Origin of the sequence: Bradyrhizobium sp. F1.13.3 (assembly GCF_040548265.1) — a bacterium.
Lineage (GTDB): Bacteria > Pseudomonadota > Alphaproteobacteria > Rhizobiales > Xanthobacteraceae > Bradyrhizobium.
The window spans coordinates 1-21,250 of record NZ_JBEPRI010000007.1 but is presented as its reverse complement, the minus strand read 5'-3'; the positions used below and the strand labels follow the sequence as shown (position 1 = coordinate 21,250).

Annotated in this window: 23 protein-coding genes; 15 read left to right on the top strand and 8 right to left on the bottom strand. The window is 58.7% G+C overall.

Going from position 1 to position 21,250, the window contains the following annotated elements; genetic code table 11:
* Positions 1 to 139 precede the first annotated feature (139 nt).
* Positions 140 to 1,213 carry an acyltransferase family protein gene (locus ABIB66_RS19745; RefSeq protein ID WP_354210049.1) on the bottom strand — a complete coding sequence of 358 codons (1,074 nt, stop codon included), beginning with the start codon at positions 1,211 to 1,213 and terminating at the stop codon, positions 140 to 142.
* 220 nt (positions 1,214 to 1,433) lie between these two features.
* Here ABIB66_RS19745 and ABIB66_RS19740 point away from each other — a divergent pair, with 220 nt between their 5' ends.
* Both ABIB66_RS19740 and ABIB66_RS19735 read left to right on the top strand, forming a co-directional pair.
* Complete coding sequence (locus ABIB66_RS19740) at positions 1,434 to 2,930, top strand: DUF6056 family protein (RefSeq protein ID WP_354210048.1); 1,497 nt, start codon at positions 1,434 to 1,436, stop codon at positions 2,928 to 2,930.
* 35 nt (positions 2,931 to 2,965) lie between these two features.
* Positions 2,966 to 3,094: a hypothetical protein gene (locus ABIB66_RS19735; RefSeq protein ID WP_354210047.1), complete on the top strand. Its 129-nt coding sequence runs from the start codon at positions 2,966 to 2,968 to the stop codon at positions 3,092 to 3,094.
* A gap of 892 nt (positions 3,095 to 3,986) precedes the next feature.
* Here the strand turns inward: ABIB66_RS19735 and ABIB66_RS19730 are convergent.
* The 3 genes from ABIB66_RS19730 to ABIB66_RS19720 all read right to left on the bottom strand — a co-directional run bounded on the left by ABIB66_RS19730 (position 3,987) and on the right by ABIB66_RS19720 (position 5,077).
* A complete protein-coding gene (locus tag ABIB66_RS19730) occupies positions 3,987 to 4,178 on the bottom strand; it encodes a hypothetical protein (protein WP_084777559.1) in 192 nt (63 codons plus the stop codon).
* Positions 4,179 to 4,225: 47 nt separating this feature from the next.
* Positions 4,226 to 4,609: a hypothetical protein gene (locus ABIB66_RS19725; protein WP_354210046.1), complete on the bottom strand. Its 384-nt coding sequence runs from the start codon at positions 4,607 to 4,609 to the stop codon at positions 4,226 to 4,228.
* 111 nt (positions 4,610 to 4,720) lie between these two features.
* Positions 4,721 to 5,077 carry a hypothetical protein gene (locus tag ABIB66_RS19720; protein WP_275171142.1) on the bottom strand — a complete coding sequence of 119 codons (357 nt, stop codon included), beginning with the start codon at positions 5,075 to 5,077 and terminating at the stop codon, positions 4,721 to 4,723.
* A 202-nt stretch (positions 5,078 to 5,279) separates the two neighbouring features.
* Between ABIB66_RS19720 and ABIB66_RS19715 the strand changes: the two genes are divergently transcribed.
* Positions 5,280 to 5,465 carry a hypothetical protein gene (locus ABIB66_RS19715; protein WP_275171141.1) on the top strand — a complete coding sequence of 62 codons (186 nt, stop codon included), beginning with the start codon at positions 5,280 to 5,282 and terminating at the stop codon, positions 5,463 to 5,465.
* Between the two features lie 89 nt (positions 5,466 to 5,554).
* Here the strand turns inward: ABIB66_RS19715 and ABIB66_RS19710 are convergent, their stop codons facing one another.
* Positions 5,555 to 5,935, bottom strand: a complete 381-nt coding sequence (locus tag ABIB66_RS19710; RefSeq protein ID WP_354210045.1) for a hypothetical protein — start codon at positions 5,933 to 5,935, stop codon at positions 5,555 to 5,557.
* Positions 5,936 to 6,473: 538 nt separating this feature from the next.
* Complete coding sequence (locus ABIB66_RS19705; RefSeq protein ID WP_354210044.1) at positions 6,474 to 6,785, bottom strand: hypothetical protein; 312 nt, start codon at positions 6,783 to 6,785, stop codon at positions 6,474 to 6,476.
* 607 nt (positions 6,786 to 7,392) lie between these two features.
* Here ABIB66_RS19705 and ABIB66_RS19700 point away from each other — a divergent pair.
* The 4 genes from ABIB66_RS19700 (at position 7,393) to ABIB66_RS19685 (ending at position 12,192) form a co-directional block, all read left to right on the top strand.
* Positions 7,393 to 8,640: a tyrosine-type recombinase/integrase gene (locus ABIB66_RS19700; RefSeq protein WP_354255316.1), complete on the top strand. Its 1,248-nt coding sequence runs from the start codon at positions 7,393 to 7,395 to the stop codon at positions 8,638 to 8,640.
* A 393-nt stretch (positions 8,641 to 9,033) separates the two neighbouring features.
* A complete protein-coding gene (locus ABIB66_RS19695; protein WP_354255312.1) occupies positions 9,034 to 9,246 on the top strand; it encodes a helix-turn-helix transcriptional regulator in 213 nt (70 codons plus the stop codon).
* A gap of 106 nt (positions 9,247 to 9,352) precedes the next feature.
* On the top strand, positions 9,353 to 9,970 hold the full coding sequence (locus ABIB66_RS19690) for an RNA polymerase sigma factor (protein WP_354255309.1): 618 nt from the start codon (positions 9,353 to 9,355) through the stop codon (positions 9,968 to 9,970).
* Positions 9,967 to 12,192, top strand: a complete 2,226-nt coding sequence (locus tag ABIB66_RS19685; RefSeq protein ID WP_354255305.1) for an AAA family ATPase — start codon at positions 9,967 to 9,969, stop codon at positions 12,190 to 12,192. Before ABIB66_RS19690 ends, ABIB66_RS19685 begins: the two co-directional genes overlap by 4 nt.
* Here the strand turns inward: ABIB66_RS19685 and ABIB66_RS19680 are convergent.
* Positions 12,167 to 12,928 (bottom strand): potassium channel family protein, encoded by a 762-nt coding sequence (locus ABIB66_RS19680; protein ID WP_354255302.1) that lies wholly within the window; start codon positions 12,926 to 12,928, stop codon positions 12,167 to 12,169. The genes ABIB66_RS19685 and ABIB66_RS19680 overlap by 26 nt on opposite strands.
* A gap of 1,189 nt (positions 12,929 to 14,117) precedes the next feature.
* On the opposite strand from ABIB66_RS19680, the gene ABIB66_RS19675 reads away from it, so the two are divergent.
* Genes ABIB66_RS19675 through ABIB66_RS19665 form a run of 3 tightly spaced genes read left to right on the top strand, consistent with a single transcriptional unit; the run spans position 14,118 to position 15,203 of the window.
* A complete protein-coding gene (locus ABIB66_RS19675; RefSeq protein WP_354255299.1) occupies positions 14,118 to 14,426 on the top strand; it encodes a hypothetical protein in 309 nt (102 codons plus the stop codon).
* Positions 14,419 to 14,616 (top strand): hypothetical protein, encoded by a 198-nt coding sequence (locus ABIB66_RS19670; protein WP_354255296.1) that lies wholly within the window; start codon positions 14,419 to 14,421, stop codon positions 14,614 to 14,616. Before ABIB66_RS19675 ends, ABIB66_RS19670 begins: the two co-directional genes overlap by 8 nt.
* The gene (locus ABIB66_RS19665) at positions 14,604 to 15,203 is read left to right on the top strand and encodes a phage tail protein (RefSeq protein ID WP_354255293.1); all 600 of its coding nucleotides are present in this window, start codon (positions 14,604 to 14,606) and stop codon (positions 15,201 to 15,203) included. Before ABIB66_RS19670 ends, ABIB66_RS19665 begins: the two co-directional genes overlap by 13 nt.
* Before the next feature lie 380 nt (positions 15,204 to 15,583).
* Here the strand turns inward: ABIB66_RS19665 and ABIB66_RS19660 are convergent, their stop codons facing one another.
* Positions 15,584 to 16,108 (bottom strand): hypothetical protein, encoded by a 525-nt coding sequence (locus ABIB66_RS19660; protein ID WP_354255290.1) that lies wholly within the window; start codon positions 16,106 to 16,108, stop codon positions 15,584 to 15,586.
* A 190-nt stretch (positions 16,109 to 16,298) separates the two neighbouring features.
* On the opposite strand from ABIB66_RS19660, the gene ABIB66_RS19655 reads away from it, so the two are divergent.
* From ABIB66_RS19655 to ABIB66_RS19635, 5 genes are all read left to right on the top strand, one after another.
* Complete coding sequence (locus ABIB66_RS19655; protein ID WP_354255287.1) at positions 16,299 to 16,808, top strand: hypothetical protein; 510 nt, start codon at positions 16,299 to 16,301, stop codon at positions 16,806 to 16,808.
* Entirely contained in the window at positions 16,805 to 18,610 is a 1,806-nt protein-coding gene (locus tag ABIB66_RS19650) for a phage terminase large subunit family protein (protein ID WP_354255284.1), read from the top strand. Before ABIB66_RS19655 ends, ABIB66_RS19650 begins: the two co-directional genes overlap by 4 nt.
* A gap of 34 nt (positions 18,611 to 18,644) precedes the next feature.
* On the top strand, positions 18,645 to 18,971 hold the full coding sequence (locus ABIB66_RS19645) for a hypothetical protein (protein ID WP_354255281.1): 327 nt from the start codon (positions 18,645 to 18,647) through the stop codon (positions 18,969 to 18,971).
* 12 nt (positions 18,972 to 18,983) lie between these two features.
* Entirely contained in the window at positions 18,984 to 20,642 is a 1,659-nt protein-coding gene (locus ABIB66_RS19640; RefSeq protein WP_354255278.1) for a phage portal protein, read from the top strand.
* Between the two features lie 303 nt (positions 20,643 to 20,945).
* Positions 20,946 to 21,212, top strand: a complete 267-nt coding sequence (locus tag ABIB66_RS19635; RefSeq protein ID WP_354255275.1) for a hypothetical protein — start codon at positions 20,946 to 20,948, stop codon at positions 21,210 to 21,212.
* Positions 21,213 to 21,250: the final 38 nt, after the last annotated feature.

Sequence of the window (21,250 nt, the reverse complement as noted above, 5' to 3'; positions counted from 1 at the left end):
CGCCGTCGCGGTCTCCTGGCTTCGCTCGCGGCAGCGACTTTCATCCGCAGATGCGGTGCGGTGTGTGTGGGGCTTTGTCCGGTTGCTAACGCGACAAGGTGGTCCGATTGCCAAGGTCAACGTCATCGGCATCGGCATGTCAGTCGGCTGCACCAACACGCTGAACAATTCCGGTGCGGCCACTACTGGCTACATAATCGCCGACACCGTTTTCCGAGTTTACGGTGCGATTTGTTAGGCGGCGCGCCATACGATTTAGAGGCTTCTCGAAAAACACCCACGAGAGGTTGGCCAATGCCAGCACCACGAGAAACAAGCCCCAGCGCCAAAGTTCACCGGCCGCGGGGTTTGGCTTAACGATGGAAGCGGCCGTCCAATAGGAAATGCAGACCACTGGCCAATGCAATAAATAGAATCCATATGAGATATCTCCCAAGCGCACCGCCCATCCCGGGGCAGACGGCAAAAGAGCCGCGCCCATCACAGCAAGCATGCACGCTGCCGGAGTGATCAACGGGCTGTTGAAAAAACTATATGCCCACAGAAATACCGCTAGACCGGCTGCCGCAAGCGCCGCCGACAACAACCATCTTGCCATGAGAGGCAACACGGGGAGTCGTGTGACCATCATGTACGCCAAGATGCCGGCGCCGAAAGCCGCGTGATGTTCAGTGACAAAGCGCAGGATAAACGGGCTTTCCGGCAGCACCAGATAGTATAGCTCGTAAGAGGCGGCGCAGTAGGCAAGAAGGACCGCCGGCCCGCCACGCGGCAGAAGGATGGCTGCAACGAGGTAGAACGCCACCTCGTATTCCAAAGTCCATCCGACGGAGTTCACCGGTGCTTTCTGCGGCAGGATCAGGATGGACCAAATGATATGCGAGAAGCTGGTATCGTCAGATATCCGGATGTTGGCAAAACAGATGGCGGCCACAATCAGCGTGACAAGCGCGTTCAATGGATAGATGCGGAAGAACCGCTTTAACAGGAAAGAGCCGGTTGTGAAGTCGGGCCGTGCCGCCACATAGCAGACGATGAACCCAGAAATCGCGAAGAACAAATCTACCCCAGATCCGCCCTGCACGGCCAGCCAGTCGAAGGTGTGGAGGCTTGCCTTATCAAAATACGTCAGGCCGATGTAGGAATGAAAATAGAACACTGAGATCGCGGCTATCGCGCGACCCACCTGAATGCCAGGCAACTTGGAATCCATCGGCCTTCCTCAATCTCAGGATGCGCGTGTATCACTGCGAGTAGTTTTGAGCAATACCCGCTGCAGCAGCAAACGCGGCGGCCCGCCTGCATGCGCGGCTAGGCGGCAACGCAGCTCATGCACTGTGTAAGAGCGTACGCCCTTATTGACAGCTCAACCTTTAGGCGCTGTCATGCGTCATTGAACAACCAGAAGTGCGCTTTCTTTCAAAGAACAATGCATGCACACCAACGTCAATTTTGCATACGCCGATGCTCGATGTGCGCGTTTGCAACTGGCTGCGTGGACCATTGTCGTTGTTGTAGCGGGCGCGTTCATCCTGAAGCTACTAAGCTTGGCGCTATATTCGATCCCAGAGTCCGACGATTTTTGCTTCTTTTATACGAACAACCAATACGGCATCGTCGAAACGGTATCGGTATTCTACCATAGCGCGATAGGGCGTATCACACCGTTGCTGCTGATGCAGCTTCCTGCTGTCCTCCGCACCTTGACAGGCATAGATCTTTTCATCTGCTACGTGCTGATCATGGTTGCTTTCATGGTCACCTTTGTGGTGTCGATGATATTTCTCGCGCGACGGATTCAGCCTGACACAAACATCTTGCAGCAGATTGCGCTCGGGCTGGCCTTCGCGGCTGTGCTCGGGAGCGAGGCTCCGAGCCTGCAGCAAATGTTCTACTGGTTGCCAGGTGTCGCTTGTTACACCGTTGCTGCGGCGATCGTCCTCTTGATGTTTGCTGAACTCATAAATGCCACGGAAAATGGAGTAAATCTCTCGCGCGCATCGACAGCGATGATGGCGTTCGGTGGTTTGGTCGCGGCTATGTGCAATGAGTTCACGGCGGCTTGGCTGATAGGCATGATCTCCTGCTCGCTACTGGCTCGCTGGTTATTTACGCAACGCCTCCAGGTCGCTGCACATTTGTGGATTGGTCTCGCGATCCTCACTGGTCTCGCCGTCGTAGTCTCGGCGCCTGGCAATTCCGTGCGCATGAGTCAGTTTCCGATGGCGGGTGATTTTTCGAACTCACTGAAGGAGGCGTTTCTTTTCGGCTTGATCGGCTTAGGTCGCCTGTTTAGAGAGCCCGCGACGGGCACGTGGCTTTTGTTTGTAGTGTTGGTCACCACCGCATTGCCGCAGCCGAAATACGTGGATTCGAGAAACAGAAAGTTCTTGGCCGTAGGAGTTGCTTTCATTGGTATAGGCGGCGCCTATTTCGGATATTTCGTGCACCAATATGCGACCGGGAATCGTCTTGTGGAGAGGGCGCAGAATGAGGTGCTGGCCTTCGTGCTATTTAGTCTGACCATGAGCGCCACACTTTTTGCCCGATCGCATCGAGACCGAATTTCGAAGCTCCTCGCCGCCTCACCTTTGCCTCCGTCGGTCATGGGTATTGCTGTGCCTTTGATGTTCGGCGCCAGCTTGGCAGTAGCGTTGAACTACAGCAAAGTCGGCACGCAAATTCGGTCGGAGCGAGACAGCTTCAGTGTCTTTTGGCTCGAGAGCATGGAGCGTCATGCGCGTCTGACCCTGTCACCTGAGCAACGGCTGGTGGTAGCGCAGCACACGGTTCACCCAACGACGTTGATGAACAGCGATGTGACCAATGACCCCAGCCGACTTCCGAACGACTGCATCGCGAGCTTCTATCAAAAGGAGAGCATCGTAGCGGGGCCCGCCGGTACGCTTAGCGTGCAACGCGCTGAGTAGGCGACAGCGTGACCCTCGGCTTCTGGGCTTCACTTATGGATCCGAGATACAGGATCCCCAGCCTGCATGACGAGTGGGTGATCACCGATGGCTGGGGTCACGATCTCAAGATGTTCTGGCAGGTGCTCAAATTCGTGGGCCTCGCCGATCTTGCGCCATCGTAGAGCAATGTGTGGAGGCCGCGGTTGAGGCACGATTAGAAGGCAACCGAGCAAGTTAATCCTGACTTGCTCACGCAGCAATTGGGCCCGCCGGTTCACGCTGGCGGGCCATCACTCCATGGCTCAATACCGGTAGTAATACTGCGGCCTGTTCTGAAAGCGCCGGGGCACTGTTCCGGTTGGGTAGCATTGGCCGTCTCGAACGTCGAGATCAACGCCATCGCCGCCGCAGGGTACCGGGTATCTGCCGGAGCCGTAGCGGGGATAGCCGTATCCTCCATCGCCTCGGTAGTATTGCCGGCGCCCGGCTTGCTCCTCGGGTGGCAGAGCGCCATTCGGATAGCAAAGCCCGTCGCGCGAACTCAGATCCCAGCCGTGACCGCACGGGGGCGGGTGTCTGGGGATACCATATTGGATCTGCTGGATGGAAGGTCGGGGGCCCGTATCGGACGTGGCCGGTCCGATCATCAACGCGGCTGCAAGAACGGTCATAATCATCGGAAGCCTCCAGAGATCGCAGAGTGACTTGGAACGCATGAACCCGATGTGAATAGCTGAGGTTTCACCACGGCCGAGTGCCCTTCGACCTTGCACCGGCCGCGGCCCAGGCGCCGCCTTTGCAGCCGGCTTTTCACCTGAAAACTATTGTGGCTCGGCTGGCTTATCTCGCTCATGGTTCTCGGCTTCGGCGGCCGCGCACGCATCCATGCCATGACATTTGCTGAGATAGTACCGAGCGCTTGCGTAGATCGAGCAAACAATCACCACGGAAACCAGCAGGAAGATCATCCACCGTCGCTTCAACATTCCCATGACCTTCTGCACCCTCCATCCAACCGCGGCCCGTTCGCCTGACCGGCCCAACCAGGCGAGGCGAAAGGTCGATGAGCTCGAATCAGACCTTGCGCTTCGGATTCAGTCTAGCCTCACGCTCCAGCCGCTCGGACTTCAGGCGTTTGAGGTTCTCCTGAAACTCCGGAGTGGCTTGACTGTCCGCTATGGTCTGTCTCGATCCTATCGGATTGAGGGTCTTTCGATTGGCTTCGTCCGCGACTTGTTGCTCGGCCGAACGTTTGGGTTTGATCATTTGCTGTTGCCTTCAGGCCGAGATTGACCAAGCGGTCGCCGGTCAATTTATTTTCGATTTGGCCGGTCGCGTCGAACGTTCTGGAATTCCTCGGGCCCCTTGACGAGCCGCCGCTTGCGGCTGGCCTGGTCATCCGGGCTCGCTTTGTTGTCTTTGAGCTTGTCGATCGCGTTACCCGCCATTTCCCGAGCCCGCTCGGAGGAGGCCTTGGCGGCCGACGTGACCGCGACGGCCGGGGCGGGTTTGCCCAAGCCAATCGTGACCAGCCGACGAATGGATTCAGAGCGAGCCGGAGTGTCTTCCTGCCACGACGCCCAGGCGTCGATCCGAGCGACAGTCGATTCCGGCCAGCGCGTGCCGATCTGGACGCCCTGACCAGTAGCGGGGCGGCCGCGATGTTTTTTGGCACGAATCTTTTTTGCTGGTTTCATTTTATTTGGTACCAAAAAATCAAGCCGAGGGGAAGCGCGAACTTCCGATGACTGTGCCTGTCGTGCACCGTCACTGCGTTGCCACGCAACATCACGATCACAGATTTGATGTCAGGCGGCTCCCCGTAGAGGCAGCGCCAGTTGTACAGCAAAAGGTCGGGAAGCATTTGCTTGGACGAAGGCCTGCAAGGCCGGCGTGATCTCGCTACTCGTGACACGCTCGGCAAGCTCATCTGCGATCTCGCTGGTGGCATCGCGAGATCGGCCCTCGATCGCGTTGAAGGCGACAATACGGACCGGATAGGCGTACTGCCCGGAGAGCAGGTCGCGGATGATGGTCTCGACGTCGGTGTCCTGCTCGTCGGTCTCGCGCCAGGAGCAGCCGGCGCGTGCGCCGAAGTCTTCCAGCACCAGGTAAATGTCCCGGTCGAGACGATCCAGCGGCACAATCGACGGCGCATGACGCATGACGCAACTCCTACTCAAAGAGGAAGCAATCGTCCGGCCGGACGATCGTTCCGGCCCAAGGCCGTACCGGCTACGCAATCGCCTGTGAGCAGTTTCACGGGTCCAGCGAGCGGACAGAGCTGTGCTTTGCCGTGTTTCACTTGTCCGAAATGTTGGACAAGCTGGAGCGCAACTACCGAGCCGCTTGGCATGGGGAGCCTCCATGCGCCTGATCCAGCTCCTGCTCATGCGCTACCGGTTGCGGCTGACCCGCTACGCCCTAAGGGCCAGTATGTACCTTGCTCTGCTCAGCAAGCGCTGCATCGCCTTTGATGTTCCAGAAAGATACGCCGCCGGGCTCGAAATGAAGCGTCCCGGCGGCGCCCTGTACCAAACTGGGTCCTCTTAATCCCCAGCCAACTAGATATGAGCAATGCCCGTGCCACAGGGCCGCCGGTTCACGCTGGTGGGCCTACTCGTCAGTTGCCAAAGCGGGGGCTAGGCGTCTTGGCAGGGAATACCGAAGTTGTCACAAGCGAGAGCGAATGACTCTTTTGCCTTTGCATCTTCGAAGCAGAAGCGAGTGCCGATCTCCGCCTGATCGATCCACCAATCGACGTTACTGCCTTTCGCGATGCGGGAGGCTTCGCCGCGCAAAAGATCCAGCTGTCTTCCGGCAGCACGAACGATCAAGCAATTTTTCTCTTTGGACACAATACCTTCTCCATGGCACAGGACGCCGAACTCATTGGTACTAAGCGCCGTGAACACGAAGGCCGCAGCAGGGGGCTGCTGCGGCCTCATTGTCAAAAAAGCCGGGTGAAAAAGGTCTAAGTGAAATATGCAGCCAGCCCCGGTGCGATGATCGTATCGCGGCATCTCTGGCTCGCAATATGATCTATTTCACAATCGGCAGGCTCACCCGCTTGCCTAGTTTTCCCGGTCGCCTATGTTCCAGCCACAACAATTGTTATTTTGGAGTCAGAAGTTTTCGCGTTCAGGATCGCCCCTTGTGTATCGTTTGATACGTCGCGCTCGGATACGCTTTGCTACTATTTCCCGAACATGGGGCGTGGCATGGACCTACTAAAGAAAGCAATGGGGCAACTTGAACCCCCGGAGTGTCCGAATTGCCGCGTCACCATGAGATGGTTTCGCTCGGAGCTAGTCCGCGGCAAAGAGGAAGAGATCATCGCCCACCTTTTCGTCTGCCCCCACTGCAAGCGCGCTCAGCGGAACGATACAAAGTTCAATCCGGTTCGCGTGCCGCCTGACAAACTGGCGGCCCGTCGTTTTCATGTCGTGACGGGAGGAAGGTAGGCCGCCTCAGTGGGCGGCCTCTCGTATGGACGAGATTCACGCCGGCGGGCCTTATGCAAAGCAGGCGACAATGGCGAGAACCACGTCCGTGCCCAGGTCACCGGAGTACATCGTGAAAAGGACGCCGGCACCAAGAACGACTGCAAAGGTGTTGAATACGATTATTTTGAGATCCCCTCGTGGGCGAGGGGAAACTGAACCCCCAATGTTTCGTCAGTGCTTCGCGGAAGCGGCGAATGGTTTCATTCACCGAGGCGTTACCCGTGATTAGCTCAACTGCTTTAGGAACGAACTGCTTTCCTCCCGGTTGGCGCTTTTCCCGATCGCGCGGGGGTGGCGTAATGAATGCTTTGGAACAGATCGGCGAGGCAGCGCCGGAAACATCATCAAAGGCCAGATTGACGGACATCGCCATCGCCCTAACTTTCGGGTTCGGTATCCTTTTTTCCATGGCGGCTTGGCTGTACTTTTTAGGGAGCATTCTTGCACGGACGATAACTTGGGCTCTGTCCTAGCAGGTGGCCTTGAGATAGTTCTCGGGAACTTCCAGAAGCGCAGCTCGACTCGGCTCGTGCTGAATCCTCTCAGCCCATTCACGGCAGACTTGCTCCATCTGCTCGCGAGTTCGCACACGACCCCGCACCATCCGACGGATGAGCCCCACGAGCGCTGTCAAAGCTGCTCTCCCGTGTGCATGGTGTGTGCACATGATTTTCGGGAGGAGGGTAGGAGGTTTGTTTTCTCGGCTAGGCGCTTGATTTTGCTTGGTGAGCGCGCTGGGGCTCGAACCCAGGACCCCGTGATTAAAAGTCAAAAAAAGCGTGCTTTTATCTGTTCGTTGCTATCCGTCCGTATTATGAATATCAATGGCTTATGCCATTTAGTGGCTGCGACTGTTCGGATGCGTCGGAGGAGTTTGTTACCCCTGCGTTACCCGAGAGCCCTTGAAATCCGAAAAGATCATGTGCTCTAAGAGAAGCTAGAGCCCGTGATTATTGGATGGGGAGGGGGTCCTGATGAGCCGAAAAATTACCGCCGAATATCTGGAAACCGTGATTGCCCCCAAGGGCCAGCGGCTCGAAATAATGGACCCGTCCTGCAAGGGCCTTCAGATACGGATAAGCGAGGGCGCAAAGGCATTCGCCTTCGTGCATCGCCCAAAGGGCGGCAAGCCTGTGCGGACGACGCTGGGGCACTTCCCTGACATGAAGCTAGCGGCGGCGCGAAAACGCGCGGATGAGCTGCGGGCAGCCGCGGCGAATGGCCGGGACGTACATGGTGAGCATAGGGCCACGCGGGCCGCCACGGCTCTCGGCCAAGCGACTTTCGGCGATCTGGTCGGCCTCTTCATTGAACAGTGGTCGAAGGCCAGAAAGCGGAGCTGGGAGGCTGACGAGCGATACCTAGGCCGGTTCAAGGACGGATGGCCTGACAAGGCTGGGGTGAAGCGCCTCACGGCCTGGGGGCGCAGGGCTGCCAGTACGATCAGTCGCTCAGAGATCGCGGACGCCCTGAATGCCATAGCGGCTGATGCACCCGTTTCCGCAAACCGCGCCCATGCGAGCCTGCACAAGTTCTTCCGTTGGTGCGTCTCGGAAGGGAAGCTTGCAGCCAACCCAATGGCCGGGCTGGCGAAGCGCCACGACGAATCGAACAGTGAGCGCAAGCGGGCGTTGTCAGCCGCCGAGCTAAAAGCCGTTTGGGCTGAGCTTCTGAACGAGAACAGCGAGATCGGCCGAACGACCCGCGCGGCGCTCCGGTTCATGTTGTTGACGGCTCAGCGGCCCGGCGAAGTAGCAGGCATGCTTGTCGCCGAAACCAACCTTGGGACGAAAGGCGAAGAAACTTGGACGATCCCCGGCGCGCGGACCAAGAATAAGACCACCCACATTGTCCCGCTGACCGGGCCAGCGCTTCAAATCATCAATAGCGATCTAGCCGAGCGCACCGCGCCCGTTGCTGTGTTCAGATCGCGGACGTTCGGCGACCGGCCGATGAGTCGCCACACCTTAAGCCACGCCTGCGGGGACATCGCGACGAAGCTGAAGCTCGAACCCTTCACAGCCCATGATCTTCGTCGGACGGCAGCGAATCTGCTCAAGGCGAACGGCGTAGCGCCGTTCGTTGTTGAGGAGGTGCTCAACCATCTCCCGCCCAAGCTGCACCGCATCTACCAAGGCGATCAGGCGCGGCCTGAACGCCGGGCCGCCCTCGAAACGCTGGCTCGCGCGGTCAAGCAAACCACCAAACTTACGAAAGTTTAACCGGATGTCTGCGCTTGAAGTCCTGATATGGGGCGTTGAACGTATGTGCCCGGCCTTGGCAGCGCAGAGCGAAAACTGCACGGTTCTGTGTGTCCATTAAGTTGATGATCTATCGAGCTACCGATATATGCAAAGTAGGGCCTCACGTAACGCGGAATGTGCGCGGGGCTAGACCAGAGAGGTTCGGCGCGTCTCTGGCGTCAGACGGAAGCGACACGTCGCCCCGGTCGGGTTCTAACCCGGTCGAGTCAGGGTCAAGACCTGATTGATAAGGGTTCCCGCTCAGCGGGCTTTGCCGAATATAGCACCGGGTTGCGGCTCGGCTCCGATGAATCAACAGCCCCCAACTGCGGGGTGAATCGGAGTCTAACTACCATGTCAACCGGTGACTGCATGACCATGCTTGACCTTCGCCAGCACTATGCGAGCGGCGGCAAGCTCGCTTCCCGATCCTTCATCTATGCCCTCGAAGCGCAAGGCGAGCTTCCGCCGTCCGTCCTGCTGGGCGGCAAGCGTGTTTGGTCGCGCCACGCGGTTCTCGAACGCGATGCTGCACGCTTCCGCAAAGCTGAAGAGCGCGCCGCGGCGAGCGGCAAGGCTGCCTAACCCTTCATCCTAAAAACCCGCCAATAGACCATAACTCGTGCAGTCGTGACATGCCCTTCGACGGGCGCTCCCGCTGCGCGAACCGGTCGACATCCGAGGACTGAACTTGAAACACATTCCGCCCGACACGCTTTGTCGTGTCGCTACGCATGTCCCCACCGCGTCAGCGTTCCGCAAGGATTTGCTGAAGTGCGCACCCGCTCTCCGTCGATATGCGCGCAAGCTAGGTGGTGCTGATCTTGCAGACGACCTTTTGCAGGCGACGCTTGAGCGCGCTCTTACGCGCGAAGCGATCTATACGGCGCAGGGGGCGATGGCCGCATGGTTGCGGCAAATCATGAGAAACATCGCCTGCGATCAGCATGAGAAGCGTCAACGCTATGACCTCTTTTGCGATCTCGCCGCTGACGCAGCCGACGACGATTCTACCGAAGCAGAGGACTACGACTCGACCGTTCCTGATGAATCCACTTACGGCGAAAGGGAGAAGCAACTCGATGCGAAAAACTTTATCGAGCTTGCTGCAAAAGTTATCGGTCCGGAAATCTGGCGATGCCTGGAGCTAACGGGGGCTGGCTTCTCCTCAGAAGAGATCGCAGCCGAACTTGGCATCAGCGCCGCAGGCGTGCGGCAGAACGTGTCGCGTGGCCGCAGGGCAATGGGAGCTCTGCGCGCGGCCCCCAAGCACAACGTCTGTAAGTCTATCAGGAAGAAGTCACGATGAAGCCGGGGCAGGTTGACAACTCGGGCGCGCGGCGCAGCCGGAACCGGAAGAACGCGTTTCAGTTCGCACAGGTCGGTCTCTACGTCTTCCCGAGCGACGGCAAGGTCCCGCTGATCCCGCGCTACAATCGCGCGGACACGTCGCTCACCAGGGCCGACGTTGAAGCCGCCGTCGAAGAGTACATTGAGAAGCACGAGGTTGAGCCCGCGCATGTCGGCGCCACTCGTGACATCGAAGTTATCAAAAAGCTGTGGCGCAAATTCCCTGATGCTGTGCCGTCGATCTCGTGCGGTCCTTCCAAGCTTGTCGTGCTCGATGCCGACCAGAAGGACGACGGCCCTGCCAAGATGGCAGAGCTGTTCGCAGAGATCGGCGGCGTGCCGGAGGGCGTGCCCGTCAACCCGACAAAGTCAGGTGGCGCCCATTACGTTTTCTCCGACCCGACCGGATCGTTCACCAACAGGGCCGGGCTGCTCAAAAAGCAATACGGGACCGACGTGCGCGGCACCGGAGGCCAATTTGTGGCCCCTGGATCAATCCGCGAGGATGGCGCCACGTACGGCAGCGACGCCGACCGCTTGAACTTCCTGCGCGCGATCACCAGCGGCAAAATCCCGACGCTGCCCGAAGAGATCGTCGAGCTGATCGGCGCGTCGGCTGAAGCCGAAACGCCCCTCAGTGACAAGGCGACAGAAGTAAAGAAATGCATGGAAGAACTTGAAAGCGGTGAGCGCGAAGAACATGCCGCGCTTTTCGATTCGGCAGTCGGGAAGTTTCCGCTGGATTATATTCGCGAATGTAGGCCCGACTTTGCATTTGCATATGATCACCCGGGCGAAGATCGGTCGGCCAATCGGATGCAAGCTGCGACATTTCTTGTGGGCGCTTATCCTGAATTGAGCGTGAATGACTATGCTGTGTTTTGTGATGGTTGGGACGGCGCAGGCGAGTACGACTATCGCCAGCTAGCTCGCGAGTTCACGCGCGCGAAGATGAGACCCGCGAATGTGTCCAAGCCGAGCGACGGGAGCGCATTCGAACCGGTTGATGATGACGAACAAGAAACGGAGGGCGTGTCTTCCCAGCTCACAAAGCGGTTTATCTTCATCGAGAAGATACGGGGAGCAACTCAGCGGCTGCTCGATTGGGCCGTCAAGTTCTTCATCGCTAGAGGGACAACTTCGGTCGCAACCGGAATGTGGGGCGCGGGCAAAACGGCGGTCTTTAGTGACATCGGGCTGCATATCGGCCACGGCTTCGATTGGCGTGGACGCAAAGTTAAGCAGGGTGTCGTGATCTACGTCGCGCTCGAAAATTCTCAGGACGTGGAGCGGCGCGTCGCAACGTGGTGTGATGAAATGGAGAAGGCGGGCCGTGACGTGAGCGGCGGTGCGTTTGTTGTGCACAGAGGCCCTTGCCGCCTCTACGACGCGAGTGGCAGGCCCACCCAGGATGAGAAGGAGCTGATCAAGATCGCCAAGTTCGCGGCCGAGCACTATGGGTTGCCTGTGGCAATGATCGTTATTGACACTCTTGCTCAAAGTATCATGCCGGGCAACGACAATGATGCGAAAGACGCGGGCATATATACCGCGAGCATGCAGCGAATCGCGTTGGCAACGGGTGCAAACGTCACGGCGCTAGCCCACCCCACAAAGACCGGGGAGGGCGTGCGCGGTAGCGGCGCACTGCAAGCCAATGTTGATACTGTTATTGAGTTGAGCCGGGACAAGACGACTGGCGTTGGCAAAATCAAAGCGGGTTCGAAGTTTCGTATCGGCGATCCGGCAAAGGTGAACTTCTATTACCGGCTGAAGTCACACTGCGTGGGGGTGGATGAAGACGGAGACGAGATTAGTGTGGTCTTGGCGGCGGATCGGCCTGGGGTCGATTTAGCCGTTGACGATGCCGATGAAGATGCGCTGCCGGTCCCCCCTGACGGGCCGTCCGACAAGCTCTCAGCGACGCTGCGGGTGTTTCGGGAGCGGGCGGAAAGCATCGCTGCCGAGACGGGCGACGCGGTCGAAGAAATCGGTTTGGCCTCGAAGGACGTGTTGGAAGCCCTGAACATCGAACGGAAGCGGAGTGGCCTGGGCGAACTTAAAGAGCGCACGGCCGTCCCGCGACTGTTGGCAAAGTTGGTGGAAGCGGGTGAGTTGGTTAAGTCGGGAGATAACAGGCGGACAGAATACAGGCTCAATCGCGATTCGCGATGGCGTTGATAAATAGACCGGCAAGCACCACTCCGAGTATCGCTTCGACTGCAACCCAAAGCCGGGCTGCAGTCGTTATCGGAACGATGTCGCCGAAGCCCACAGTGGTAATCACCACAACACTGAAATAGAGCATCCGAAAATAGCTGTTGCTAATGCTCAGTGCGTCTCCCTGGAGCCCGTCAAGATAGTTTACGAGGACGGGTATGTCCTCTGTCGCGATATCTACAAGGAGGGTCGGAAATATTAATTGCCGCAGAATGCCGCCGAATGGCTCACTCACCGAGGACAAATGTGGGGCGAGTTTGACAAAACTTCTCGACTGGACCTTTTCCGACCTGAAGACGAATAGCGTAGCTTCAACAGGAACGCCCCTTTCGGTTTCCGAATTGCTGCTCAAGAAGATCATAAGTTGGAGCCGAATCGTGTTCTCATCGGAATTGGACAACAGCCACGCTGTAGTCTTTTGCGTCAGTGAAATCGCCCATCCGTCGGCGGTATAGTTCTCATCCACTTTTCGTCTTTTGTCGATCAGCGATTGCGCATAGCGGTCTACTGTGTTTCCGACAATCTCAGCAACAGCGTCGGAATCGGTTCGCGCGCTGGATTCTAGTTTAGCGTATGGCGCATAGAAACCTCCCGGCAGATTCCAATAGATCAGCGCAAAAGCAGGCACGCACATCAAGTAGGCGAAGAGAAAATAGAGAGGGTCAAGGAGTCGGAGCCACTTGAACAGCTGGTCCATGATATCCTCGTGGATTTCTCATGAGGCGACGAAAAGCAAACCTGCGGATCAAAATCCTTCGTGCAGACGACCGTGCACCGGCTCACCGGGCACGGTTGCTGCACGGTCGTGTGCACGGTCAGCCTACACGGTCCGTGCACGGTCTGATGCACGGTTCTTCTGGAGGTTTATCAATCACTTAGCGCGACCGTGCAATGACCGTGCAGCACCGTGCACAGCTGTTCCCCATCAACCGTGCACGTCTCTCCCTCCCTATAGGGAGGGAGACGGCAGGAGGGGCTACTAGTCCGTTCGGGAAGAAGTCGCCTGGGACCGTTGTCCGAATCGAAGAAACGAAGGGTTGCAAATCCGTAAGGTCTGAACCTGTCACAGATGGAACCGTTCAGCCGTTACATCAGTAGGAGCCGCTATGGGCGCCTTCAATCTCCCCGGCCGCTCGGGCAACGGCCATCCAAAAAGAGCACCCGAACGCATCCCATCGCATGGGGCGCACGCTTCCACCCCCGGCGCGCACAACGGCGTGTCGCGCTGGCTCGGTGGGGCAGGCAGCCTCCCTCGGATTTCCAACACCGAGCAGCAGCTCATCAGCCGCAAGGCTGGCCTAGCAGATAAGCCCCGGTCGAATTGCGGGGCTCACAGGGAGACGAAGGGTCGCGCAAAGAGCGCTCCAAGAGATTTTGTTCGGGAAGGTCGCAAGGGCTAGCGGGAGCCTGACCTCCACCCGGAAGCGCCGCGCTCGGGGCCGAAATGAACCTCGGGGTCATTGAGCGCGGCGCATTCCGCACTCAAAAGAAAGCTGTGCGCCGACACCTGTCCTACTCAAGTTCGCTGCGTTCAAATGCGGCTGACCTCGCAAGGCCTTCATACTCCTCCGTCAAATCCTCGAGTCTGTGCGTAAATTCCGAGTCTCCGGCAGCTTCTGCGAGTTGACGCAACCAAATGGCTCTCTGACGCGACCTTTTGGTGTCAAGGCAAGCTGGCGCTTTCGGATGCATTCGATCTCCCTCCTATGACAGAAAGGCCACCCCGAAGAGCGGCCCTTCCATTCTTGGGACTGATTGTGTGCGGCCCATTCGAAGCCGTCTTTTTTGGCAGACGCTGAAGATTACTCACAAGTGTGCGGCAATTACTATCGTGCAGCGCACAAAATACGCACTCGCAAACCCGCGCCACCAGAGAGGAACCACTGATGACTACACAATTTGACCAGACCATCGGTCTGACCGATCTGCTTGCGCTGTCCGAAGATGCTCGCCTGGGGCGTGCCGCGGACGCGCTCGAAAAGATCGCTGCCGCAGCGCCTCAGCTTGAGCGCCTAGCCGACGCTATGGAGACATTGACCGCTTTGCTCGCGAGCTGCATCGGCATCGGGGCCGCTCGCTGCTACGCCGAAGGCGAGCGCCTTGGCAACCATGTTCCGCTCAACTATCTGCGCACCGGCAACGGCGCCAAGCCCTTTGCGTGCGACGCTGATAACGCGGAGAACGGAATTGACTGATCGCGCCATGATTACTGCACTGAACGAACTTGCCGACACGCTTACCGAAGCAGCGGCAAAGCTAGACGCGATTAGCCGCATGCAAGCCGGTTCACCGCTCGCGCGCATGATCGAACAAGGCGAACAGTTCGCCAAGATCATGCCAAAGCCGAGCGAACCCACGACGTGGAAGCCCGAATGGCCGAGCTGACAGTAACCATTGACGGCAGCAAGCTGGAGAAGTGGGCGACGGAGTTGTCGGCCCGTGGCATGCGGAACGCCATTAGGCGGGCTGTCGATAAGTCAGCCACGGCCGCTCGGAAGATTGCTCTCGATATCATCGCCAAAGACATTGGCGTGCCTAAGGCGCGTATCAAAGACGGAGTGAGCAAGGTCAAGCGCACGACGCAGACCAACCTCTCAGCGTCGTTCACAGCGAACAAGATGCGCATTAACATGCTCGCAACGGGCGCAAACGTTAGCCGCCCTGGCGGCATGACCGGAAGCACGTATCGGCTCACGGGCGGCGGCTCAGCAAGCCTGAGCATCCGCGATGCGTTCTTAGTATCGGCAAACGGTGGCACGTTTATTGCGATTAGGCGCAGCAAGTCGAGACTTCCCATCAAAGGCGTGTTTGCGGAGACACCGAGCACGGCGCTCGGGCAGGACGGAGCAGCCGCCCGCAAGGCGTGGGATAAGGCAGCCAACAGCGAGTTGGCGACGCGCTTACCTCAAGAGATACAGAAGCAGCTCTTGGCCGAAGGGCTGCCATACTCTGTCCCGCCCGACTCTGACTAGCATCGCAGAACCGTCGCTGAAGCACCGGCGACGATTAGCGCGCCGGGTCTGGTAGACGCGGGAGTGAGACGACGCCCTGTTGGGCGCGGCGCGCGTCTGTAATGCCGATCAGCGGCACAATTCATCATTGCGGGCGTCTAACGCAGCGCTTGGGTCCTAGGAAGGCCCAGGCCGCGGTGCTCCGCGGTGCGCTGCCGCAGTATTCTCGTTCAAAATTGAACAGAATTCGATAGCAGAGTCGGGCCTCAGGAGGTGAGCGAGGCAAGCAACGTACGCTTTACCCAAAGAGCGATCAATTTTGCGCGGCAATGCAATATGTCGCGTGGGCAAAAACGGCCACCGAAGTAGGTTCGAACGTCCGAAGGTATTAAACAGCGGTGCTATCGAACGCCGCCCGGCTGGTCAGCGCCGCATTTTCCCTGACCCGCTGGCGTCTTCTTACCGCATTGCCACACCACTCCATCTGACATGCATCCTGCTCTATCCTCGCTTGCTAATCGGAGGCGCACTTCAATGAGAGAGCGAGGCGAATCTCTAGACTGGTCGCCGTGAAATCCCCCATGAGTTCCTTGTGCATCCAAATAGGTCATGGATACGCCGTTTGCTTGGATGAAGCCGTTGAACGTAGCGCCCTTGGGAATCCTGGTCTTTTCCCCCACGATGTTAATAGAGCAAACAAAATAGTCAGGAGGAGGAAAAAGAGTTCCAATACGATCCGTATTCGTCCACCTATCTGACCGATGGGACATAGCAAGAGGTGGTTGACGTGGTTGCTGGTTGATTTGATTGCCCGGAACATTGTTGTTGCTGCGGTAGTCAATCAGGATCAGTTCTTCTGCAAAGGTCGGAAGGGACTGTACACCGTAGCAAAGTACAATGGCGATCATGTGCGCCTGCACCTTCATCGATACCTCCTCCATCTGATGGGAGACGGAGCGTAGACCCGCATTTTCCATCCCCGGTAGTGACAAAACGCCACGCCGAGACTTGATTCATATTTGAGGTCCGCTTTTGACGCGAAAGCGTCAGACTGGCTCCGCGGGCCTGCTCGATCTTCTGAGCCACAGACCCGTTTTCACCAAAGAGGAACAGTGAATGAGAGGAATGATCCGCCGCGTTGCGGATGCGGTCGGATTCGATCAGGCAACCGTGCGGCGGGCCATCGAGGCTGCCGGACTTGATCCCAAAGATGTCGATTTTGATCAAGCCTTGCATTTGGCTCGGTCGATTGCCGATCCGGCTCGCATCGTTGGACATGCAGCGAACGGCAGAGGGGAGGGTGGGCACAGCGCCCTGACCGACACTCTGGCAGAAGCCAAGGCCCATGCTGAGCGACTGAGAGCCCGAAAGATTGAGCTTCTGAACGCCAAACTTGAAGGCTCGCTCATACCGCGGGAGGCCGTGACCGCTACGGGCGCTCGCATTCTCGCGGAAGCGCGCACGTCGCTCCTTTCGCTAGGCCATCGCCTCGCCCCCAAGGTGGCGGGAAAGACTGACACGCGGGAGATCGCGCGCATCGTCGAAACGGAAGTCCGTGACGTGCTTGGCGCGCTTTCGGATGACCAAAGATTCTTTGCAGACTTGGAGGCCGAAGCCCTTTCATGATTGACGAGCAGCTAGCGCGCGGCTGGTTGCGCGCGCTGGCACCGCCGCCCGTCGTCGCGCCGACCACTTTTGCCGAGACCCAAATAATCCTACCGGGCTCGGCCAACGCAATCCCGGGGCCTCTCAGGCTAACATCCTATCAGCGCGAGCCCATAGACGCGATTGCAGACGATGACGTTGAAATCATCGTTCTCATGCTGGCATCGCAGACCGGCAAGTCGACAGTAATCAACGCGATCATGGGGCATTGCGTTGCCGCTGACCCTGGTCCGATGCTTCACGTTTCGCCTACCGGTGCGCGCTCGGAAGAGTTCGTGCGGGAACGGTTCGATCCGCTCGTCTCTTCATCGCCTGCGCTGAGAGAGCTGATCGGCAAGGGCCAAGATACCCGGAAGGGAAGTAGCGGGGGCACAAACTCGCTTGCGGCCAAAACCTTTCCCGGGGGCCAGCTCAGCTTCGCATCGTCCTTCAAGGCTGATGAGCTAGCCGCGCGCGCAATCAAGTATCTGTTTCTTGATGAAATCGACAGGTTCGCAGCGTCTGCTGGCCCTGAGGGCGATCCTATCGGCCTTGCGATAAAACGGACAAAGACGTTTGAGGGCAAGGGCCGCAAGATCGTCATCGTATCGACGCCTACCTCCCGCGTCGGCTCCCGGATAAATCAATGGTACTTGCGCGGCGATCAGCGGCGCTTCGTCGTGACGTGCTCCGACTGCGGACACTCAGCGCCGCTCGCTTTCGAGAACCTCAAATGGGACGAAGGGAAGCCCGCGACCGCGCACCTCTCGTGCGACGGCTGCGGAGTCGTTATCGATGAGGCCAAACGTCGGGCGATGATAGAAGGCGGCCGTTGGGAAGCGACTGCAACTGGTGAGCGGGGCATTCGCTCCTATCATATCACGGAGCTGTCTTCGCTGTTCTCGACAATGGCTTCCGTGGCCCAAAACTTCGAAGCGGCGATCACGCCTGAAGCCAAACAAGTCTTCTACAACACGACGCTGGCGCAGGTGTACGACGCGGGCACCGAGGTTGAGCTGTCTTCGTCTGAGCTGCAACAACGTGCGGAAAAGATTGCGCCACCCTATGCGCTCAATCTTGTGTTCGTTTCGGCGGGCGTCGACGTTCAGGCGGATCGTCTCGAATGCACGTTTTTGGGTCACCACGCTGACGAGACGCTCAGTGTCCTCAATCACTTCAAGCTAATCGGGGATACCAGCGGCGATGCCGTATGGCGGCAACTCGATGACTCAATGGCGACGACCTTTGCGACCGCGGGCGGGCGAGCGCTGCCGGTGTACGCGCAAGCGATTGACTCCGGCTTCAACGCCGATCAGGTCTCGAAGTTCGTTCAGGCTCAGCGGCGGAAGTCCCGCGCGGCATACGCCGTAAAGGGTGTATCCGGCTTTGATAGGCCAATCATCGCGCGCGGCGGCCGATTGCGCGGGCAGGTTGGTCTCATGCTGGTAGGTGCGGACAGCGGCAAGCTTGCCGCGCAGAAGGCGCTTGCCCTCGATGAGAGCGGCCCCGGCTTTATCCGTCTGCCGGACCATTTGGACGCGGACTACTTCGAGGGCCTTGCGTCCGAAGAGCTGCGAGTCCGATACGTCAAAGGCGCACCGCGCTACGCATATCATCGCACTATCAAGCGAAACGAACCGCTTGATTGCTTGGTCTATGCCCTCGCCATCGGGAGGCATGCCCAGGCGTTGACGGCTAACAAGTCGTCCGCACCGACACAACCCACACCATCACTCAGAGAGTCGGCCCGACGATTGGCCGCGCTCTCCCAACCCACAAGGTAATGAAAGCATGCGAGCACAAAGGAAGCCGGTCATCGTGACCGGTGAGGAGAATGCAGCCATCACGAGCGAGCGGCTGCGGATCACGGGCATCATCATGAGTGCCGAAGGCCGACGCAATCCCGAACTTGCACTTGAGATGGCAGAGTCCGGTCTTGATGTCGAAACAGCCAAGCGTCTGTTGGCCAAGGCGCCCCCCGCCAATCCCTATATCGCCGCGATGGATCGCGAAGGGCAAATCGGCCTTAGCGCCGCGACCGTGGATGTCACAAGCGACCCCAAGACCGCGCGGCTGAAAGAGCTAGAGGTTAGCGTGGCGGCGTTCAATGCCGAGCGAGGCTGGACCAAAAAGGCCCAAAGCTGAGGACTGAGAGCGATGTCTTTCACAGATAAGATTCGCGCCCTTTGGGGCGGGAACGCCAAGCCCAACGCGATTGCGCCCATCGCGAGCCCGCAAGCGGGCATTATGGACGGAACGGACGGTAAGCCGTCGCTTGTGTGGGCTCGATACGATGCGCGCCCCTTCACCGCGGCTTATCTGTCCGGCTGGCAGCCGAGCTTCGGGACTCCCGGTTCGGAGATCAGCCGCGAGCGGTCGCTTGTGGCATCGATCAACCTTGACCTCTTGTTCTCGAATCCTGTCGTAGCTGCCTTGGTCGAGACTTTCGCTACTTACGCGATTGGGACCGGGCTCACTCTTTCTTCGCGTCCAAATGCTGAGACCCTGGGCATTTCGCCCGAAGACGCCCGCGCGCTCGCCCACCAAATCGAAACGGCTTGGGCCGCTTGGGCGGGCAACGCCGTTGAGTGCGATGCATCCGGCAGACATACACTGCACCAATTGGCGACGGCTAATTTCAAGTCCTACTTGCTCACGGGCGAGGCGGTCTTTTTGGTCGATTGGAAGCGAGGGGCAGGAGCGGCAACAGGAACGAAAATCAACCTGCTGGACTCCCGGCAGCTCGACCAGAGCCTCACGCGAGTCGTCGAAGGCGGTAGCATTACGCAAGGCTGTCAGTTCGATAAGAGCGGGCGGATTGAGGGCTATTGGATAAGGCCCTTCGTGCTCGGGAACGTGAACTCCGCGCCTCAGCCGGTGTTCGTCAGAGCCCGTACGTCTTGGGGCCGTCCGCGCGTTGGACATCTCTTTGACATGATCGCCCCGGGTCAAGTCCGCGGTGTCTCGCCTTTGGCTGCCGCGCTTTCATCCGCACATTCAAAAAGGACCTTGCAAGAGTTCAATCTTGCGGCTGCTCTGGTGCAGAGCATGACAGCTACCACCGTCGAGTCCGACTTGCCGCGTGACGCGGCCCTGAGGTCGATTGCAACAGACGACCCATTGGGGACGCAAGCTCCCCCAGGCGTCTCACCTGAAGCTTGGGCGAAGGCGCAGACTGACTATTACGGTGGCGATGAGGGCGTAAAGGTCAATCTTCAGCCGGGTGTCATCACCCATATGATGAAGGGCGACAAGCTGGTCATGCATCGCGCGCAGGCGCCCAACTCCACTTACGACGCCTTCGACAAGTCACTCAACCGTGAGGCGGCCAAGGCGGCGGGCGGCAGCTATGAGGATGCTAGTGGCGACTACTCGAACACGTCGTTCAGCGCGGCGCGATTGGCTCAAGAGCTGCCTTGGAGGATCAACAAGCGAAGGCGCGCGGCTATAGTCGAGCCGTTTTATCGCGCGGCGTTCGTCGCGTGGCTTGAAGAGGCTTTCGAAACTGGCAGGATCAAGCTTCCGAACGGTGCGCCCGCGTTTTGGGAAGCATCGGACGCCTATGCGAACGCCGTTTGGCGCGGTGAGGGTAAGCCCGTTGCCGATCCGCTGAAGGCCGCTCAGGCTGACATTTTGGAGATTGAGAACGGGCTCTCAACTCTAGAAGCCAAGCTGGGCGAGCGCGGATATGACTTCGAGGAGGTAGCGGCTCAGCGCAAGGCTGAGAAGGACCAACTGACGGCCGCAGGCTTGCCGTATCCGGTTCCTAAGAACCGCGAAGACTTCGCACCCGAAGACGACACGTCGTCGAAATAGAGGCAATACGAAATGAACAACTGCACTCCCAGCGGGGGCACGCCCCCCGCTGTCGACAACCCTTGCGCCATGCTTCCGCAGCTTCGGGCGGCGCTGTACCAGCTCATGGCCGGGCAAGCTCGCGCTGAGGTTCGTCACGGCGAGCAATGGCTGCGCTGGCAGCGCTCCGACGTGAAGGCGCTTCAACATGAAGTGCGGAGACTCGAGATCATTTGCGAGTCGGGCATCAACGCGGGGCGGGCAGTACGGGTCGGACCGTATGTTGCCCATGGCTACCGCCATCGACGGTAACGGACAATCAACATGAACGACAAGATCGCAATCCCGCTCGACGGGGCTCCTGGCGTTGTGCTGCTCGACAATGGCGAGCGGATGACGCGCCGCAACGCCCTAAAGGCGGGATATCGCATAGCCGACGCAGCGACGTTGGCAAAGGCCGATGCGGAGGCCAGCGGGGCGCACATCCTCCCCGTTTGGCGCTCTCAGGTCTCCTGCCTGCCTGAAGCGCAAGGGTGTCATTCGGCTTGCAATATTGACCCCCTAAGCCGGGGGATCGGCGTCCAAAATTGACCCCCTATAGGTTGGTCTGTTGCGCTGCCTGCTTCGTA

Coding starts and splice junctions, on each gene's coding strand:
- ABIB66_RS19735 (WP_354210047.1), top strand. CDS start 2,966: ATGGATCCGAGATACAGGATCCCCAGCCTGCATGACGAGTGGGTGATC.
- ABIB66_RS19715 (WP_275171141.1), top strand. CDS start 5,280: ATGCGCCTGATCCAGCTCCTGCTCATGCGCTACCGGTTGCGGCTGACC.
- ABIB66_RS19665 (WP_354255293.1), top strand. CDS start 14,604: ATGGCCGAGCTGACAGTAACCATTGACGGCAGCAAGCTGGAGAAGTGG.
- ABIB66_RS19695 (WP_354255312.1), top strand. CDS start 9,034: ATGACCATGCTTGACCTTCGCCAGCACTATGCGAGCGGCGGCAAGCTC.
- ABIB66_RS19680 (WP_354255302.1), bottom strand. CDS start 12,928: ATGGACCAGCTGTTCAAGTGGCTCCGACTCCTTGACCCTCTCTATTTT.
- ABIB66_RS19740 (WP_354210048.1), top strand. CDS start 1,434: ATGCACACCAACGTCAATTTTGCATACGCCGATGCTCGATGTGCGCGT.
- ABIB66_RS19635 (WP_354255275.1), top strand. CDS start 20,946: ATGAACGACAAGATCGCAATCCCGCTCGACGGGGCTCCTGGCGTTGTG.
- ABIB66_RS19700 (WP_354255316.1), top strand. CDS start 7,393: ATGAGCCGAAAAATTACCGCCGAATATCTGGAAACCGTGATTGCCCCC.
- ABIB66_RS19725 (WP_354210046.1), bottom strand. CDS start 4,609: ATGAAACCAGCAAAAAAGATTCGTGCCAAAAAACATCGCGGCCGCCCC.
- ABIB66_RS19650 (WP_354255284.1), top strand. CDS start 16,805: ATGATTGACGAGCAGCTAGCGCGCGGCTGGTTGCGCGCGCTGGCACCG.
- ABIB66_RS19685 (WP_354255305.1), top strand. CDS start 9,967: ATGAAGCCGGGGCAGGTTGACAACTCGGGCGCGCGGCGCAGCCGGAAC.
- ABIB66_RS19675 (WP_354255299.1), top strand. CDS start 14,118: ATGACTACACAATTTGACCAGACCATCGGTCTGACCGATCTGCTTGCG.
- ABIB66_RS19660 (WP_354255290.1), bottom strand. CDS start 16,108: ATGAAGGTGCAGGCGCACATGATCGCCATTGTACTTTGCTACGGTGTA.
- ABIB66_RS19655 (WP_354255287.1), top strand. CDS start 16,299: ATGAGAGGAATGATCCGCCGCGTTGCGGATGCGGTCGGATTCGATCAG.
- ABIB66_RS19745 (WP_354210049.1), bottom strand. CDS start 1,213: ATGGATTCCAAGTTGCCTGGCATTCAGGTGGGTCGCGCGATAGCCGCG.
- ABIB66_RS19705 (WP_354210044.1), bottom strand. CDS start 6,785: ATGTCCGTCAATCTGGCCTTTGATGATGTTTCCGGCGCTGCCTCGCCG.
- ABIB66_RS19640 (WP_354255278.1), top strand. CDS start 18,984: ATGTCTTTCACAGATAAGATTCGCGCCCTTTGGGGCGGGAACGCCAAG.
- ABIB66_RS19730 (WP_084777559.1), bottom strand. CDS start 4,178: ATGATCAAACCCAAACGTTCGGCCGAGCAACAAGTCGCGGACGAAGCC.
- ABIB66_RS19720 (WP_275171142.1), bottom strand. CDS start 5,077: ATGCGTCATGCGCCGTCGATTGTGCCGCTGGATCGTCTCGACCGGGAC.
- ABIB66_RS19710 (WP_354210045.1), bottom strand. CDS start 5,935: ATGCCGCGATACGATCATCGCACCGGGGCTGGCTGCATATTTCACTTA.